Origin of the sequence: Shinella kummerowiae, from assembly GCF_009827055.1 — a bacterium.
Lineage (GTDB): Bacteria > Pseudomonadota > Alphaproteobacteria > Rhizobiales > Rhizobiaceae > Shinella > Shinella kummerowiae.
The window spans coordinates 132139-150000 of sequence record NZ_WUMK01000005.1 but is presented as its reverse complement, the minus strand read 5'-3'; the positions used below and the strand labels follow the sequence as shown (position 1 = coordinate 150000).

14 protein-coding genes are annotated in these 17862 nt (G+C 63.3%); 6 read left to right on the top strand and 8 right to left on the bottom strand.

All coding sequences use genetic code 11. The features are described 5' to 3' along the window. Positions 1-9: 9 nt before the first annotated feature. From GR138_RS14410 to GR138_RS14390, 5 genes are all read right to left on the bottom strand, one after another. Positions 10-963, bottom strand: coding sequence for a tripartite tricarboxylate transporter substrate binding protein (locus tag GR138_RS14410; RefSeq protein WP_160859942.1), 954 nt, complete (start codon positions 961-963; stop codon positions 10-12). Positions 964-1178: 215 nt separating this feature from the next. Beyond that, entirely contained in the window at positions 1179-1481 is a 303-nt protein-coding gene (locus tag GR138_RS14405) for a DUF4387 family protein (protein WP_160859941.1), read from the bottom strand. Continuing rightward, on the bottom strand, positions 1474-2832 hold the full coding sequence (locus tag GR138_RS14400) for an acyclic terpene utilization AtuA family protein (RefSeq protein ID WP_160859940.1): 1359 nt from the start codon (positions 2830-2832) through the stop codon (positions 1474-1476). Before GR138_RS14400 ends, GR138_RS14405 begins: the two co-directional genes overlap by 8 nt. After that, positions 2829-3749: a GntR family transcriptional regulator gene (locus GR138_RS14395; protein WP_160859939.1), complete on the bottom strand. Its 921-nt coding sequence runs from the start codon at positions 3747-3749 to the stop codon at positions 2829-2831. Before GR138_RS14395 ends, GR138_RS14400 begins: the two co-directional genes overlap by 4 nt. Before the next feature lie 55 nt (positions 3750-3804). Next, complete coding sequence (locus GR138_RS14390) at positions 3805-4884, bottom strand: isocitrate/isopropylmalate family dehydrogenase (protein ID WP_160859938.1); 1080 nt, start codon at positions 4882-4884, stop codon at positions 3805-3807. A 164-nt stretch (positions 4885-5048) separates the two neighbouring features. On the opposite strand from GR138_RS14390, the gene GR138_RS14385 reads away from it, so the two are divergent. Further along, complete coding sequence (locus GR138_RS14385) at positions 5049-5927, top strand: GntR family transcriptional regulator (protein ID WP_160859937.1); 879 nt, start codon at positions 5049-5051, stop codon at positions 5925-5927. Positions 5928-5969: 42 nt separating this feature from the next. Here the strand turns inward: GR138_RS14385 and cueR are convergent, their stop codons facing one another. Then, positions 5970-6419 (bottom strand): Cu(I)-responsive transcriptional regulator, encoded by a 450-nt coding sequence (cueR, locus tag GR138_RS14380; RefSeq protein ID WP_160859936.1) that lies wholly within the window; start codon positions 6417-6419, stop codon positions 5970-5972. A 61-nt stretch (positions 6420-6480) separates the two neighbouring features. Next, a complete protein-coding gene (locus GR138_RS14375) occupies positions 6481-8985 on the bottom strand; it encodes a heavy metal translocating P-type ATPase (RefSeq protein ID WP_160859935.1) in 2505 nt (834 codons plus the stop codon). Positions 8986-9148: 163 nt separating this feature from the next. On the opposite strand from GR138_RS14375, the gene GR138_RS14370 reads away from it, so the two are divergent. The 5 genes from GR138_RS14370 to GR138_RS14350 all read left to right on the top strand — a co-directional run bounded on the left by GR138_RS14370 (position 9149) and on the right by GR138_RS14350 (position 15280). Beyond that, complete coding sequence (locus tag GR138_RS14370; protein ID WP_160859934.1) at positions 9149-9343, top strand: heavy-metal-associated domain-containing protein; 195 nt, start codon at positions 9149-9151, stop codon at positions 9341-9343. A 14-nt stretch (positions 9344-9357) separates the two neighbouring features. Then, positions 9358-9750 (top strand): CopM family metallochaperone, encoded by a 393-nt coding sequence (gene copM / locus GR138_RS14365; protein ID WP_160859933.1) that lies wholly within the window; start codon positions 9358-9360, stop codon positions 9748-9750. A 67-nt stretch (positions 9751-9817) separates the two neighbouring features. Beyond that, complete coding sequence (locus GR138_RS14360; RefSeq protein WP_160859932.1) at positions 9818-11329, top strand: multicopper oxidase family protein; 1512 nt, start codon at positions 9818-9820, stop codon at positions 11327-11329. A gap of 189 nt (positions 11330-11518) precedes the next feature. Beyond that, entirely contained in the window at positions 11519-12712 is a 1194-nt protein-coding gene (locus tag GR138_RS14355; protein ID WP_160859931.1) for an aromatic ring-hydroxylating oxygenase subunit alpha, read from the top strand. A 144-nt stretch (positions 12713-12856) separates the two neighbouring features. Further along, the gene (locus tag GR138_RS14350; protein WP_160859930.1) at positions 12857-15280 is read left to right on the top strand and encodes a GcvT family protein; all 2424 of its coding nucleotides are present in this window, start codon (positions 12857-12859) and stop codon (positions 15278-15280) included. A 105-nt stretch (positions 15281-15385) separates the two neighbouring features. Here GR138_RS14350 and GR138_RS14345 read toward each other — a convergent pair whose 3' ends face one another. Then, a complete protein-coding gene (locus tag GR138_RS14345; RefSeq protein WP_160859929.1) occupies positions 15386-17836 on the bottom strand; it encodes a GcvT family protein in 2451 nt (816 codons plus the stop codon). Between the last annotated feature and the right edge of the window lie 26 nt (positions 17837-17862).

Below are 17862 nucleotides of genomic sequence, written 5' to 3'. Positions count from 1 at the left end.
CGCGGCGGCTTACTTGACGAGGCCGGCTTCCTTCAGAATGGCGCCGATGCGGGTCTTTTCGTCGTTCAGGAAGGCGACGAATTCATCCCCTGCAAGATAGGCGTCTTCCCAGCCCTGCTTGGCGAGAATATCCTTCCAGGCAGCGCTTTCATGCATCTTGGCGAAACGGTCCAGCCACATCTTCCGGCCGTCTGCCGACATGTCCGGCGCACCGACGATACCGCGCCAGTTGCCGACGACAACGTTGAGGCCGGCTTCCTTCAGGCTCGGCGCGTCGATGCCATCGACGCGGCCCTCGGAGGTGACCGCGATGATGCGGATGCGGCCGGCATCGGCCATCGGCTTGAATTCCGAGACGCCCGAAACGGCAACCGTCACGGCACCGCCGCCCAGGGCGGTAACGGCTTCCGCGCCGCTGTCGTAGGGAATGTAGTTCAGCTTGGCCGGTTCCAGACCGCTCTCCTTGGCGATCAGCGCCATGACGATATGGTCCACGCCGCCGGCCGAGCCGCCGCCGATCGACACCGCGCCGAGGTCAGCCTTCATCGCCTTGACGAGATCGTCCACGGTCTTGATCGGCGAATCCGTCGCCACGGCGACCACGCCCGTATCGTTGGTGAGGCGTACCAGCGGCGTCACGTCGTCCAGCGTGACCGGCGAGGAATTGAGCAGGATGCCCCCCACCATGATGACGCCCATCGACATGACCGCATTGTCATTGCCGCGGTTGGCGCCGACGAATTCCGCAAGGCCGATCGTACCGCCGGCGCCGCCCTTGTTCGTATAGGTCGCACCATCGGTGAAGATGCCTTCCTTCGACATGGCTTCGAACGGCAGGCGCGCCATGGCGTCATAACCACCGCCGGCTCCACCCGGCGCCATGACCACGGCCGGATCGGCAAGAGCCGGCGCTGCGGCGGAAAGCGAAAACGCCAATGCTGCGGCAAAAACTGCTTTTATCATAATTTCCTCCCAAAAAGTCCGGGCCGAAAGCCCTGGTGCAGCCGGTCCGGCGGCACAGACACCGGCCTCCTTGCCGTTGTCTTAATACGATACTTACGACAATATAATCCTTTGCGCAACATCCTTGTTGCCGGCAGGGCGAAGAGATCCCCACAAACAAACGCCCCCTGCCGGGGGCAGAGGGCGGTGCAAAACCAGGGTTTGCGGCAAGACGATCAATCGATCTGCAATTCCTCCAGGAGACAGGCCCAACCGGCTCCATGCATATCCCGGTCGGCCCGCGTGCCCTGCACGACAGGACGCGGCACCGAGAACTTCACCACGTTCAGCGCGGGAATGTCGAAGCGCTTGAGCAATTGCTGTTCGACGCCGAACAGCCGCGCCACTGTGGCGTCCTTCAGCCCCTCGCGCACCCGCGTGTAGGTCGTCGGATCGTCGCAGAAGACATCGATTGTCAACCAGAACGGCCCGGCATTCTTGGAGCGCACCTTGCTGACGAGGCTTCCCAGTTCAGGCATGTCCCACCTCATGGGTTTCGAGCACGAAGGCCGACAGCGGATCGTCCAGTTCCATCACATGGTTGAGGCAGAACTCGTAAAGCGCGCCGCGCTGCATTTCGGCGGGTGAGAAGGGAAAGGCGAAGGTCGGCATCGGCTCGTCCTCGGTCAGCGGATGGTGCAGGAGATAGGGGTTGAGGATTTTCCCGGCCTCGGCCGCCTGTTCGGCGGTCGGGCAGGTGAGGATACCGAGAATCCCCACCTCGACCGGAACGTCGTGCCGGTTTTCCAGCGCGCCGAGCGTGGCGTCCATGCCGATCAGCCGGATCTCGACATTGAAGGCATCGGCGGCAAGGCCCATGCGGGCGATGATCTTGTCGCGCACCTTCGCCTCGATATCCGCCGCCCATTCGCGGACGTGCTGGACATAACGGCGCTCGCGCACGACGGCGAGACCAACCGTCTGGTAGCCGACGATGCGCGCGCCCTCGAGCTTCACCGTATAGCGCCCCGGTACCCACTTCGAGCCCTCGACGCGCACCCGGCGACCATCGAGCGCTTCGTAATCGGACCGCGTCACGTCGAGATGGCCGCCCGGTTCGTGCAGGATGAAGGGGTCAGAGTTTTCGTACAGCATGTGCGCCGAAACGGTATAGGGCGTGGCGGCGGCATCCGCAGCCATCGGCTCGATGGTAAAGCCCGTGGCATCGAAGTCGATCTGGATCACGCCGGAATTCGGCTGCGTGGTGGCAAGCGCCCCGCACTCGCCGACCTTGGCGCCATGCCAGGCGGCTCCGGCGTGATCGCCGCGCACGACGGGAAGGGCCGCGATGATCGCCGTATCGGTGGTACGCCCGGCAATCACGATATCCGCCCCGGTGGCGATGGCGGCCGCCACCTGTTCGACGCCGGCAAGCGCGACGATGTTGGTGCAATCGTCGACGACGGCCTCACAGATATCCGGCGCCGCCGGCAAGGCGTGCAGTCGGCCGCCTCCAAGCGCTGCCTTAACCCGCTCTTTCGGCTGCCCGGATTTCAACGTCGCGACCTTGACCTTCATGCCCTCTTCGAGGGCGATCTCGCGGGTGATGTCGAACAGCCAGTCCACCGCGGCATCGGCGCCGCAGGTGCCGGCCGTGCCGATGACCAGAGGCACCCCGGCCTTTGCACGCGCCTGCATCAGCTCGCGCCATTCGACCTTGGTCGAGGCGCGCGAATATTTCGAGACGCCCCGCCCGAGATAGGACGGCCCGCTATCCGTCGATCCGCCGTCGATGGCGATGATGTCGGGATGGTTGGCCACGCCGCGCTCCAGCGCCTCGCGGTCATAGCCCAGTCCCAGCGCACCTGCGGGTACGAGAACGCGTGTCATGTGTCACCTCCTTGGTTCGGCTCGCCAGTGGAGCCACCGGAAAACATTTCGGCGCGGGCCTTGCGCAGCTTGGCCTTGCCGAGATGGTCATGCATCAGCCCCGCCGCCCTGTCGAAATCGCTGGCATCCAGCGCATCCAGGATGGCGAGGTGCTCGGCATTCTGGCCGCGCACCTGTTCGGCGTTCAGCGTCTGCCGGTATTCGATCAGCCGCCGGAGCTGGTTGAGTTTCTGCACGGTGGTCAGCAGAAACCGGTTGCCGGACAAGGTCGCCAGCCCCTCATGAAAGGCCGAGTTCGCCTCGAACAGTTCCATCTGGCTCAGGCGCTCCCACCCCCCGTCGGCGATGATCTCCTGACGCCGGCGCAGGTCCGCGAGCACGGCCGGATCAGACCGGAATTCGGGCGAACGTATGCCGTGCACCTCGATCACCTGGCGCAGATCGTAGCATTCGCGATAGGCCTCGACGGAATCGATCAGCACCGCGAATGTCCAGCCCCGGCCCTCGTTGCGCTCGATCCAGCCCTCACCGGAAATGCGGGTGAGGATGCGACGCAGGCCCAGCCGCGACACGCCGTAGCGCCGCATCAGATCCGTCTCGCTGACCCTGTCGGGCAGGCGGCGCGACAGGCGATCGTCGGCGATCCTCAGATAAGTCGCCTCATCCGACGTGTCATCGGCGGTCGGCAGCGGATCGGCTGCGATACGGCTGGGATCGCGCAGATAGAACCCCTTGTTGGGCACCCGCTCCAGGATGCCCTGGTCGGCCAGCATCCCAAGCGCCGAACGGATCGGTGGACGCGAGGTGCCGAACAGCGTCTGGAGGCTGGCTTCGGTCAGATGCTGTCCCTGTTCCATGGCCGATGTCCTGATGTGGCGGACAATCTTGTCCGCCAGCGAGCGATGAAGTTCGTTCATTTTCAACCCCGGAATGGTATTAAGCGCGTATATACGACAATCCGGGATCAAGCAATTATTGCGCGTTCCACTCCCCAAGCGCGACCGCGCCTGCGATGCGTGTTGCAAACGCTGCTGTTCCGAGCGGTCCGGCGAGGTCGGCGGTACGGCCGGCCGGGTCGGCAAGCGCCGCTTCCACCGCAGCTTCGATCCCCCGGGCGGCGGTGGCGAACTGCGGTGCGGCATGACGCTCGGCCAACCAGTCCAGCAGCATCGCCGCCGAGAGGATCAGTGACGTCGGGTTCGCTTTGTCCTGGCCGGCGATATCCGGTGCGGAACCGTGCTGGGCCTGCGCCACGCAGATGTCGTCGCCCTGGTTGAGTGAACCGCCGAGGCCGAGGCTGCCGGACAGTTCTGACGCCTCGTCCGACAGGATATCGCCGAACATGTTGGTCGTGACGAGAACATCGAACCGGTCGGGCTGCCGGATCAGAAGCGCTGCCGCGGCATCGACAATCAGTTCCTCCAGAACCACATCCGGGAAGGCTGCTGCGACTTTGCGCACTTCGCGCAGGAACAGCCCGTCGGACAGCTTCAGCACATTGGCCTTGTGCACCGCCGTCACCTTGCGCCGCCGCGTCGTCGCCAACCGGAACGCCGCCTCGGCCACTCGTCGGCAGGCCGCCGCCGAAATCTTGCGCACGGACAAAGCAAGGTCCGGATCCGGCATGAACTCGCCGTTACCGGCAAACATGTTCCGGTCGGAATAGAACCCTTCAGTGTTTTCCCGCACGATCACCAGATCCATCGGCTTTTTGAGGATCGACAGCTCCTGGCGCGAGCGGCAGGGGCGGACATTGGCATAGAGGTTGAACTTGGTCCGCAGTTCGCCGGAAGGATTGATGCCGCCCTTGTCGACCGACGGATATTCATAGTGCGAAACCGGGCCGAGGATGACACCGCCCACCTGGGGGATGCGCTGCATGACCGGATCCGGCAGGGTCGTGCCTCGCTCCGCCAGAGCCTTCAGGCCGATATCCGCTGCCTCGATCTGCAAGCCAAGACCGTAGCGCCGATCTGCGGCCTCGAGAACCTCAATGGTCGCCGCAGTGATTTCAGGGCCGATCCCGTCGCCTGGCAGGGCCAATATGCGCACGCGTCACCCTCCTCGATCGAGCCGGCGCCAAACGCGGAGCTCGTGGTGTTTTGAAATTACAAAATCCCACTAATCCGAATCTTGGCACTATGCAAGCACAAAAAACCAAAGCTTGGCGAACCCTGTAAAAAATGCGAGAAGACCGCAGCCATGAAGGAGCAGACATGACCCAGATCGCCAGCACCCTCGCCCAGCAGATTGCGCGGTTCGTGCATTCCGAGCGGCTGGCGCCTGGCGACGCCCTGACCGAGCGCAGCCTTGCCGAACGCTTCCTCGTCTCGCGTTCACCGATCCGTACGGCGCTCCGGGAGTTGCAGCGGGCCGGCGTATTGTCGCCGTCAGAGCGGGGCGGCTTCGCGGTCGCGGACCCGGCGGCGGCCGAAGCTTTTGCCGCGAGCGAGGCTGGCTCCGACGGCAGCGAGGAGACGTATTTGGCAATCGCCCGCGATCGTCTCGCCGGAGCGATCCCCGACAGGATCAGCGAAAATGAACTGCTGCGCCGCTACGGCGTCACGCGCCCTCGCCTGCAGGCTTTGCTCCGGCGCATGTCGGAAGAAGGGTGGGCCGAGCGACTGCCGGGGCATGGCTGGCGGTTCCTGCCGATCCTGACGTCGATGGAGACCTATCGGCAGAGCTACAGCTTCCGCCAGGCCATCGAGCCCGCTGCACTTCTGGAGCCGGGCTTCATACTGGACAGGCCAGTCCTCGAACGGCACCTTGAGCAGCAGCGCCAGCTGGTGGCCGGCGGGATCCTGGAAATCTCCGCCGTCCGGCTGTTCGAGATCAACAGCGAAATGCACGAGGCCATTGCCGAATGCAGCCGCAACGCCTTCTTCATCGAAAGCCTGCGCCGTGTCGACCGGCTCCGCCGGCTTATCGAATACCAGCAAAACGTCGACCGCGAACTCGCCCGCGCCCGCTGCATCGAACATATCCGCATTCTGGAGCTTCTGTTCGACGGAAGGAACGCGGACGCTGCCGAGGAGATGAGAAAGCACCTGCGTGCTCTCGGCCCACTGAAGGCGCCGTCACCCTTGACGTGATCGCCTCCGCCCAGCCGCGTCATTCCCGGTGCAACGTTTTCCTCATTGCACCGGGCGCGCGACGGCGCCGGAGCGCGGCTGGATAGCCAGGTCCTCGTTCTCAATGTCGGTTTCGAGGCTTTGCAGGATCGGGCAATGCGGGCGGTGGTCGCCGTGGCAGGCGTTCACGAGCACGGTGAGCGTGCGCGCCATGTCCTGCAGATCCTTGATCTTCTTTTCCAGTTCATCGATGTGGCCCTGCGCCAGGCGCTTGACCTCAGCGCTCTGCCGGGTCTCGTCACGCCAGAGGCCAAGGAGATCGCTGATCTCGGCAACGGAAAAACCGAGATCGCGCGCGCGGCGGATGAAGCGCAGCATATGGACATCGGTGTCCGAGTAATCTCGATAGCCGGACGCCGTCCGATCAGCGGCGGGGATGAGACCGCTCTGTTCGTAGTACCGGATCATCTTGGCCGAAACGCCCGATGCTTTTGCTGCCTGTCCAATGTTCATCAGTATTCTCCCGAAAATGGCGCTCAGCCGACCCGGATGCCGGGGTCGGCCGCGCGAATGGTCAGTTCGCCAGCTTGATCGTGCGCAACCGCAGCGCATTGCCGAGCACGAACACGCTCGACAAGGCCATGGCGCCTGCGGCAAAGACCGGCGACAGCAAGATGCCATAGGCCGGATAGAGAAGGCCGGTCGCGACCGGGATCAGGGCCGTGTTGTAGGCAAACGCCCAGAACAGGTTCTGCCGGATGTTGCCGATGGTCGCCTTTGACAGGGCGATCGCCTTCGGCACGCCCTGCAGGCTGCCCGACATCAGGACGACATCCGCCGCCTCGATTGCGATGTCGGTGCCTGTGCCGATGGCAAGACCGACATCCGCCTCTGCCAGCGCCGGGGCATCATTGATGCCGTCGCCGACAAAGGCGACCTTGCCGTACCTCGCCCTGAGACCGCGCACAGCATCGACCTTGCCGTCCGGCAGCACTTCCGCCACGACCTTGTCGATCCTCAGCCGAGTCGCGATCGCCTTGGCCGTACGCGCATTGTCACCGGTAATCATCGCGACCTTGAGGCCGAGATCGTGCAGAGCCTTGATTGCCGCAGGCGTGGCAGCCTTGATCGGATCGGCGACGGCGATGATCGCCGCGAGCTTTCCGTCGATTGCGGCATAGAGCGGCGACTTACCCTCGTCACCCAGTCGGGCGGCAACCTCGGAAAACGTTGCCACATCATGGCCGAGTTCGGTCATGTAGCGATCGGCGCCGATTTCAACGCGCTTGCCTTCGACCATGGCCTTGACGCCGAAACCCGTCACCGATTCGAAGTCCGAGACGACCGGCAGCGCGATGCCCTCACCGGCGGCAGCCTCAACGATCGCGTTGGCAATCGGGTGTTCCGACTTGGCCTCGACGGCAGCGACAAGACCGAGGACGGTCGATCGGTTGAAGCCGGCAGCCAGTTCCAGATCGGTCAGGGTCGGCTTGCCCTCGGTCAGGGTACCCGTCTTGTCGAGCGCCACAACCTTGGCGTCCTTCAGCAACTGGAGCGCTTCGCCCTTCCGGAAGAGCACGCCAAGCTCGGCGCCGCGACCGGTACCGACCATGATGGAGGTCGGCGTCGCCAGACCCATGGCGCACGGGCAGGCGATGATCAGGACGGCGACGGCATTGACCAGTGCGAAGGTGAGCGCGGGTGACGGACCGAAGGTGAGCCAGGCCGCGAAGGTCAGCGCTGCGACGGCGAAGACTGCCGGCACGAACCACATGGTGACCTTGTCGACCAGCGCCTGGATGGGCAGCTTGGAGCCCTGGGCCTCTTCGACCATGCGGATGATCTGCGAAAGCACCGTGTTGCCGCCGACCGCCGTCGCGCGGAACACGAACGCACCCTTCTGGTTGACCGTGCCACCGACGACCGCGCTGCCCGGCGACTTGGAGACCGGGACCGGCTCGCCTGTAATCATCGACTCGTCGACATAGCTCGCGCCTTCGACCACCTCGCCATCGACGGGCAGGCGTTCACCCGGACGGACTTCGACAATATCGCCGGAAACGACCGAGCCAATCGGCAGGTCAACCGTCTTGCCATCCCTGCGCACGCGCGCCGTCTTGGCTTGAAGGCCAGCCAGGCGCCTGATCGCTTCGGATGTCCGGCCCTTGGCGCGGGCCTCGAGCAGGCGGCCGAGCAGAATGAGCGCCACGATGACGGCCGCCGCCTCATAATAGACGTTGATCGTTCCGGACGGCAGGAAACGTGGTGCGAAGGTTGCGACCAGCGAATAGCCGTAGGCCGCAAGCGTACCGACCGCCACGAGCGAGTTCATATCAGGGGCAAGGCGCCAGAGCGCGGGGAGCCCCTTGTCATAAAAACGAATACCCGGAATGAACAGGACGAGCGTCGTCAGTGCGAACTGGATGTACCAGCTCCACTGCATGCCGATCGTCGATTCGATGAGGCCATGCACGCCCGGAATGAGGTGAGATCCCATCTCCAGAAGGAAGACAGGCGCGGTGAGCACCGCGGCAATGGTGAAGTCGCGCGCCAGTTCGCGGCGCTCCGCGTCCTTCTTCTCCGCCCGCTCGGCAGCCTGGTCTTCCGCACCGTTGGAGGCGGCTGCGCCGATCAGCTTCGCCTCGTAACCAGCGTCCTCGATCGCGGCGATCAGGGTCGCTGCCGCTGCACTCCCATGGACAGTCGCGCGCTCCGTCGCCAAATTGACGACGGCGTCTGTTACGCCTGGTATCGCCTTCAGCGCGCGCTCGACACGGCCGACGCAGGATGCGCATGTCATGCCGTCAATCGACAGTTCCGTTGAGCCGGCCGAACCTGCCGACGTCTCCGGCACGGAATAGCCGGCGTTTTCGATGGCCTCGACGAGCTTGGCACGGGCAATCGTCGATCGGGTCGTGATGCTCGCACGCTCCGTCGCCAGGTTGACCGATGCGGCATCAACGCCCGGGACGGCCTTCAGGGCTCTTTCGACACGCCCTACGCAGGACGCGCACGTCATGCCCTCGATGGGTAGCAATATCGTTCTGGATAAGTCTGTTGCACGAACGGGGGCATTCATAGCCGCCTCCTTTTCTCATTCCGAAATTCAGCTTCGGACAGAAGATGGGGCTTCCAACCATGGGAAGGTCAATAGCAAACTTTTCCTTTCGGCGCCACTTGACCTTCCCATGGTTGGAAGCCCCAGATTGTGTGTCATGAGATCCAAACAAGGAGAATTTCTCATGAAGCTCACAATCGAAAACATGACCTGCGGCGGCTGCGCCAGGTCCGTCACCAAGGCGATCCAGTCGGTCGATCCCAACGCCAGGGTCGACACCAATCCAGCGATACGCAGTGTCGAGGTCGAGACGACCGCCACCCTGGCCGCGGTCCAGCAGGTACTAGAAGACGCCGGTTACCCGGCAAGCGCGGAGTGAACGGGAGCAACATCATGCACAAGCTCACCCCTGTCTTCATCGCCGGTGCGCTCGCCATCAGCGGCGGCCTCGCGATCGCCGAAAACCAGGGCAACGGGGGCGATCCGATGCAAGGGCATAACATGTCGGACCACGCCATGCCGGTTTCCGACAATCCCGCGACGGAGGCGTTCGTCGCCGCCAATGGCCGCATGCACAAGGACATGACGATCGCGTTCAGCGGTGATGCCGACATCGACTTCATGCGCGGCATGATCCCGCACCATCAGGGTGCGATCGACATGGCGAAAGTCGTGCTCGAGCACGGCAAGGACCCGCAGGTGCGCAAACTCGCCGAAGAGGTGATCAAGGCGCAGGAAGGCGAGATCGCCACGATGAAAACGTGGCTTTCCGACCACGGCAAGTAACAATCGGGGCGGCTCTCAGGAGCCGCCTTCGACACATGAATTCACGCGACCGAGAGGAAGACGATCGATGCATCGACGGACTTTTCTGGCGAGCCTTGCGGGTTTCGTCATTGCCGGGCCTGCCGCGGCCCAGATGAAGCACGATATGGGCGGCATGAGCGGCCATGGCAATCAGACCCTGCCCGCGGCAGGCGCCAATCCTGTTTTGCCGGAAGGGCTGCCGCTCAGGGAATTGCCGCGTCTGTCCAACCAGTCGAGTGTGCCCGGCTTATTCAAGGCAAAGCTGGCAGCAGAACCGGGTTTCGTACGCTTCGCTGACGGGCTCGATACGCCTGTCCTGCTCTACAACGGCACCAACCCCGTGATCGAAGCAAATGAGGGCGACAAGGTCGAGATCAACTTCGAGAACAGGATTCCGGGCGAACCCACGACGATCCATTGGCATGGCATGCCGGTTCCCGCCGATCAGGATGGCAATCCAATGGACCCCGTCGCCTCGGGTGGCGAGCGCCTCTATGCGTTCGGCCTGCCCGAAGGCAGTGCGGCATCCTACTGGTTTCATCCCCACCCCCATGGACTGACCGCCGAGCAGGTCTATCGCGGGCTCGCCGGTATCTTCCTGGTCAAGCCGAAGAACGACCCCATTCCGCCGGAATATGGCGATACGGTCCTCATGCTCACCGACCTCCGGATCGCCCCCGACGGGACGATGCCGGAAAACACGATGGCGGATCTGATGAATGGCCGCGTCGGCGATCACGTGCTCGTCAATGGACAGAAGAACCCGGCGATGGCTGTCGCTCTTGGCGAAAAGCGCCGGCTACGTCTCTACAACGCGACGAATGCGCGATTCCTGCGGCTGAGGTTCGAAAATGCCGACATGACCGTGATCGGAACGGACGGCGGGCTGATCGAGGCGCCTGTCGCCGTCAACGAGTTGCTGCTCACGCCCGCCGAACGCGTCGAATTGATCGTGTCTTTCGACAAGCCGGGCGAGGCCAGGCTCACGACACTCGACTATGAACGCGGCTGGATGGGACCCGGCAAGCCCAACGAGGCCGGGTTGACGCTGCTGACGGCAAATGTGTCAGACGAGATGATGGCCGCGATGCCACCCCTGCCCGCGACGCTTCGCTCCATCGAATCGCTTGGAGCGCCTGCCATCACGCGACGATTTGTGCTGACGGAATCCATGGGCGGAATGGACGACGGCAGCATGTCCATGTCTTCCGGCAACATGGAGATGAAGTTCCTGATCAACGGCGCCAGCTTCGACATGAACCGGATAGACGAAGTCTCGAAAGTCGGGCAGGTCGAGCTTTGGGAAATCGCCAACGAGGCGGATATGGATCATCCGTTCCATGTGCACGGGACACAGTTTCAGATCATTGAGCACGAGAAGGAAGGGACGGTCTCCGCGCCGCCCTACAGGGCGTGGAAGGATACCGTGAATGTCGCTGCCGGCGAGACGGTCCGGATCGTGCTGCGCCAGGATCTGCCGGGACCGCGCATGTATCACTGCCACATCCTTGAGCACGAGCAACTGGGCATGATGGGAACGATCGACATCCAGGCCTAGTCTGATCGGTACACGCAACAAAGGCCCGCCGCGAGGATGTTCGCGGCGGGCCTTTGTCATCAGCATACGACCGCATCGCACCCTTATATTTTCTTGCGCAGACCCGAAGGTATTCGCGTTTGCTCGACCAAACGAGATGCAAGTAGCCTCGTCGCCAGTCGATCAAACTTGTGTTTGGGATCTGCCGAAATGGATATGTTTTCGACCTACAGCCCTGGCAAGGGCCTGCCACGCCAGTTCTACCTGAGTGAGGAGATCTTTGCGGCCGAGCAGCAAAAGATATTCCGGAACAACTGGTTCTTTGCCGGACACACGATCGAGGTGCCGAAATCGGGAGACTACATCACGCTTGATGTCGGCGGCGCGCCGGTCGTCGTGGTGCGCGACCGTGACGGAAGGATCCACGCCCATCACAATGTCTGTCGACACCGGGGCTCGATCATCTGCACCAGGGAGAAGGGCTCGGCCGCGCGCCTTGTCTGCCCTTATCACTCCTGGTCATACACCCATGACGGCGCACTGATCGGCGCGCCTATGATGGGTGACGACTTCGACAAGGCCGCCCACAGGCTGAAGCCGGTTCATGTCGGGGAACTGGACGGGCTGATCTTCGTCAATCTCGCCGAGACGCCTTCGCCGTTCCACGAACTATATGATCACCTTTCGCCGATCCTGAAATCCCAGGGTATCGCCCGCGCGAAAATGGCGCTCATCCGCGACTATCACCTCGAGGTGAACTGGAAAATTGTCGTCGAGAACAATCGCGAGTGCTACCATTGCGCGGCCAACCATCACGGATACGTTTCGGTTCAGTACGACACCGAAAACGACAATCCGGCCTTGAAGGACGAGATCGCCGAACGTCTCGCCGACTGCACGATCCGTTGGGAAAAGGCAGGCCTCGACGTCGCCCGCGTCAACACGTCGTCGAACAACACCGCCGAGTGGTTCCGTGCCAACCGCACACCGGTGCGCAAGGGCATGGTCACCGAAAGCCCGCACGGCCAGTTGGTATGTGACGTGCTGATGGGCGGTTTCACCGACCCCGACATGGGAACGGCCCGCGCCAACACGAACATCAATTTCTGGTGCCACGCTAATGCCGACTATGCGCACACCGTGCGTATCACGCCCGTCTCGCCGACCAAGACGATCGTGCGCGGCTACTGGCTTGTCGATGAGGCGGCCGTCGAGGGCCGCGACTACGAACCCGAAAAGATCGCTGCTTTCCACGACCAGGTCATGTCGGAGGACTGGGAAATCTGTCGCCGGCAATGGATCGGCGTCACCTCGCCCGGCTTCGAACCCGGCCCCTATTCACCGAGCAAGGAACAGAACGTCGATCGCTATATCCGCTGGTATGCCCAGCGGATGTGCGCCTGATCCTGCCAGATTGGGCGATCTGCGGCGCCGGCATGGTCCGCTTCCTCGACCTTTAAGAAAATCACGTTGCGCCGGCCAAAGGCCGCCTCAACGGGCAAACAAACAATCTCTCGCTGTCGAAAGCCCCAACCGGAAAGGCCGAACATGCCCAGCAAAGTTCCCTCGCATGCCCGCATCGTCATTGTCGGCGGCGGCGCAATCGGCACCAGCATCGCCTATCACCTCGCCCAAGCGGGCGAAAAAGACGTGCTGCTCCTGGAGAAAACCGCCTTGACCGCGGGCTCCACGTGGCATGCTGCCGGGCTGATGGGACAGTTACGCAGCAAGGTGAACCTCACCCGTCTGATGCAGTACAGCGCCGATCTCTGTGCCCGGATCGGGGCGGAGACGGGCCAGGACGTCGGCTGGAAGAACGTTGGCAGCCTCCGACTTGCCGCCTCCGATGCCCGCTGGGAGGAATTGAAACGAGCCCACACCGCCGCCAAAAGTTACGGTTTCGACATGGAGCTGATTGGCCCCGACGACATCAGGCGGCTTTTTCCGCTTGCCGACATCAAGGGACTGCGCGGTGCAACCTGGATCGCCTCGGACGGCCATGTCGACCCCTATTCGTTGACCCATGCCTATGCCAAGGGTGCGCGCGCTGGCGGCGCGCGCCTTGTCGAAGGCGTTACCGTAACCGGCTTTGCCATCAAGGACCGCCGCATCACGACCGTAGAGACCACCGAGGGTGACATTGGCTGCGAGGTGGTGGTCAACGCCGCCGGCCTCTGGGCACGCCAGCTTGGCGAGCTTGCCGGCATCGACCTGCCGATCACCGTGGTCGAGCACGAATATTTCGTTACCGAAAAATCACCGCTGGTGCCGGACAATCTGCCGACACTGCGTGACCCCGACGCCAATTTCTACGTCAAGCCGGAGCCGGGCGCGATGGTGATCGGCGGCTGGGAGAAGGAAACGCGCGCCGCCTATGGTCTCGGCAAATTGCCGATGAGTTTTGGCCAGGAACTGTTCGCCGACGACCTCGAGCGGATCGCCGAAGTGATCGAAGGGGCGTCGAACCGCATTCCGATCCTCAACGAGCTCGGCGTGCGCTCGGTGGTCAATGGTCCGATACCCATCTCAGCCGACGGCGAGCCGGTCATGGGCCTCGCCGGCGACTTCGACAACTTCTTCGTTGCCTGCGGCTTCACTTCGGGAATCGCAGCCTCCGGTGGTGCGGGGCGCGCCATGGCAAACTGGATTCTGGAGGGCGACCCAGGCGTGGATCTCTGGGCCTTCGACCTGCGCCGTTTCGGCCAGCCGCATGGCGGGCTTGCCTATCTGCGTGACAGTGCCATTGAGGCCTATTCGAAATACTACGCCGTCGCCTGGCCGGAAGAGGAACGCTCGGCCTGCCGGCCGTTACGTCGCTCGCCGCTATATGAGACCCTCACCGCCAAGGGGGCGGTCAACGGCGTGAAGTTCGGTTGGGAGCGGCCCAATTACTTCCTGAAGGCAGGCGAACCGAAACCGCCGCTCGAAACCTTCGAGCGCGCGCCCTATGCCGAAGTCATCGGCCGCGAGCACCGGGCGGTGCGCGAGGGTGTAGCACTGATCGACCAGTCGTCCTTTTCCAAGTTCGAGGTGACCGGTCCGGGTGCGCTGCGTTACCTGCAATGGCTGGCGGCCGCCAATGTCGACCGCGGTGAAGCCGCCGTGATCTACACGCAGCTCCTCAACAGGCGCGGCGGCATCGAGGCCGATCTCACGATCATGCGGCGCCGCGAGGATCGATTCCACGTCGTCACCGGCTCGGCCTTCGGCACGCGCGACGGCGGCTGGATCCGCCGCCACATGCCGCGCGATGGATCGGTTTATGTGCAGGAGGTGACGGGCGCCTATGGTGTCATCAATCTGTGCGGCCCGCTTTCGCGCGACGTCCTTGCCAAGGTGAGTGAAAAAGACGTCGGCAACAGCGCCTTCCCCTACATGACGTGCCAAGATATCCGCATCGGTTGGGCGCCGGTCATGGCCGCACGCGTGACCTATGTCGGTGAACTCGGCTGGGAACTGCACGTGCCCACTGAATACATGGCTTACGTCTACGAGCAGCTGAAGCAAGCGGGAGCCGCGTTCGGCATCATCGACGTCGGCTACAAGGCGATCTCCAGTCTGCGCATGGAAAAGCGTTACCTGTATTGGGGCGCGGATATCACGCCTGACGACACGCCCCTGGAGGCCGGACTTGGTTTTGCCGTGTCGATGAAGAAGGGCGATTTCCAGGGTCGCGATGCGATCGCGGCCCAGAAAGAGGGTGGCATCGCCCGTAAACTCGCCTGCTTTCGGCTCGATGAGCCTCTGCCGGTCTATGGCGGCGAAGCGATGTCTTCGAACGGCCGCATCGTGGGCATGACCACCAGCGGCGATTTCGGCCACACCGTCGGCGCTTCGATCGTCTTCGGATATCTCAAGGGCGAGGACATGGCGCTCCGCGAGATCGACGTCGAGGCCTTCGGCCGCCGCAGCAGGGCACGGCTCGTTGAGCGCTGCGCCTATGATCCTTCCGGCGAGCGCATCCGCATGTAGGTGGAACACTGGGCCTGCTCCGAAAATTGCAACACGAGCCTGCATGTGGTGGCCGCAGCAGGCTCGCATCATCATTCTGCGTCGGCAATGATGTCTGCGGCTCGCCTATGTCTTCACCCGCAGGCCTTTCGCGTCAAAGGCCGCCGAAAGGCAGGCCGTCACCGCAAAACGCTCGCCGGCTAGCTCCACCTCGAAGCGGCTCCCGGTAAGAAAATCCTTGTCCACACCGGACGGATGTTCGATGAGGCCGAGAGCGACCGAGCGGCCGAGCGTATGGCCATAGGCCGCCGAGCGGACCTCGCCGATCGGCTTGCCGTCGCTGAGGATCAGTTCGCCACCCCACAACATGGGCGTCGCGTCGTCCACGGTGAATTGCACGATACGCCGCGACGGCACCCCCTTGGCCTTTGCGGCAACAAGCGCTTCCCGGCCGATGAAGCCGCCCGGCTTGTCCAGGGCAACCGCGAAAGCGAGACCCGCCTCGTAAGGGGTGATGTCCGGCGTCAGTTCGCGGCTCCAGGCACGATAGCCCTTTTCCAGCCGGAGCGCTTCCAGCGCATAGTAGCCGCAATCCAAAAGCCCGAAATCCCGGCCCGCCTCGTGCAGCGCCTCGTAGACTCCCACCGCGAACTCCGTCGGCACGATCAGTTCCCAGCCGAGTTCGCCGACATAGGTCATGCGGTTTGCGTAGGCCGTGGCATAACCGACGCCGATCTCGCGGATCGTGGCGAAGGGAAAACCGTCGTTCGAAAGATCGACGGAGGTGACGCGGGCGAGGATATCGCGCGACTTCGGCCCCATCAGTGCCAGCACCGCATAGGCGGAGGTGACGTCGGTGAGCGTCACGTGGGCGTCGGCCACGATGTTCTTGCGAATCCAGTCCGCATCGTGCACGGCCTGCGCCGATCCGGTGACGAGAAGGAAGCGATCGGCTGCCAGACGCATGACCGTCAGGTCGCTCTCGTAGCCACCGCGCGCGTTCAGCAGGCCCGTATAGACGGAACGGCCGATCTCGACATCAACCTCGGCGGCGCAGATGCGGTTGAGCGCGGCCGCGGCATCCCGCCCCTGGACGAGCAATTTGGCGAAAGACGTCTGGTCAAAGATGCCGGCGGCGTTGCGCGTCGCCGCCATTTCCCGCCGGACGGCCTCGTGCCAGTTCTGCCGGCCGAATGAATAGGCTGTCACCGGCGTTTCGCCCGCTGCGGCAAACCAGTTGGCGCGCTCCCAACCCATTTTCGAGCCGAAGCAGGCGCGTTTGGCAGCAAGCCGGTCATAGAGCGGCGAGCGGCGGAAGGGGCGTGCGGTATCCAGTTCCCGATTCGGCCAGGGCATGGCATAATGGAGGCCGAGCGTTTCCTTGACCCGGTCATGCAGCCAGCGCGGATTGTTGTTGAAGTTCGCAAAACGGCGAATATCGACGGGCCAGAGATCCATGGTCGCAGCCCCGTTGACGATCCATTCCGCCAGCGCTCGCCCGGCCCCGCCGGCACTGGCGATGCCCATGGAGTTGAAGCCCGCGCCGACATAGAAATTCTTCAGTTCCGGGGCTTCACCGAGAATGAAGTTGTTGTCCGGCGTAAAGCTCTCCGGGCCGTTGTAGAATTTCTTGACCTCGGACGTCGCCAGTTGCGGAACGCGCTCCAACGCATTCTGCATCAGGATTTCGAACTGGTCCCAGTCATCCGGCAGCAACGCGAACTCAAAATCGTCCGGAATGCCCGCCATGCCCCAAGGCTTGGCCTCGGGCTCGAAACCGCCCATCACTAGGCCGCCCACCTCTTCCTTGAAGTAGATGTAACCATCGGGATCGCGCATCACCGGCAGGTCGGGATGCACGCCATCGATCCGGCCGGTCACGATATACATGTGCTCTGCCGAATGGAGCGGCACGGAGACGCCGCACATCTGGCCGACCTTGCGGGCCCACTGGCCGGCGCAATTGACCACGATCTGCGCCGCGATCGCCCCACGATCCGTCTCGACGCCGGTGACCGTGCCATTTTCCGTCGAAATGCCGGTGACCCGCACCCGCTCGACAATGCGTGCCCCACGGCTGCGAGCCCCCTTGGCGAGCGACTGCGTCAGATCGGTCGGATTGGCCTTGCCATCACCGGGCAGCCAGACGGCGCCGACGAGATCATCGATCGCCATGACCGGCCAGAGGTCCTGCGCCTCCTTCGGCGAGATCACCTCGATCGCGACACCCTGCGCGCGCGCGGAGGCCGCGGTCCGCTTCAGCACCGTCATGCGGTCGGCCGTGCGCGCCACCGAAAGCGAGCCGCAGTTCTTCCAGCCTGTGGCAAGCCCCGTCTCGGCCTCCAGCTCGCTGTAGAGCTGCGTCGAATATTTGATGAGGCTCGTCATGTTGGCATGACTGCGCAACTGGCCGACGAGACCGGCGGCATGCCACGTCGTGCCGCCGCTGAGCTGTCCTTGCTCCAGAAGGACGACATCCGACCAGCCAAGCTTGGTCAGATGATAGGCGACCGAACAGCCGATAATGCCACCGCCAATGATGACGACCTGTGCCTGCGTTGGAAATTCCTGCGCCATAAAACGACCTCCCGAAGCTGTGAAGG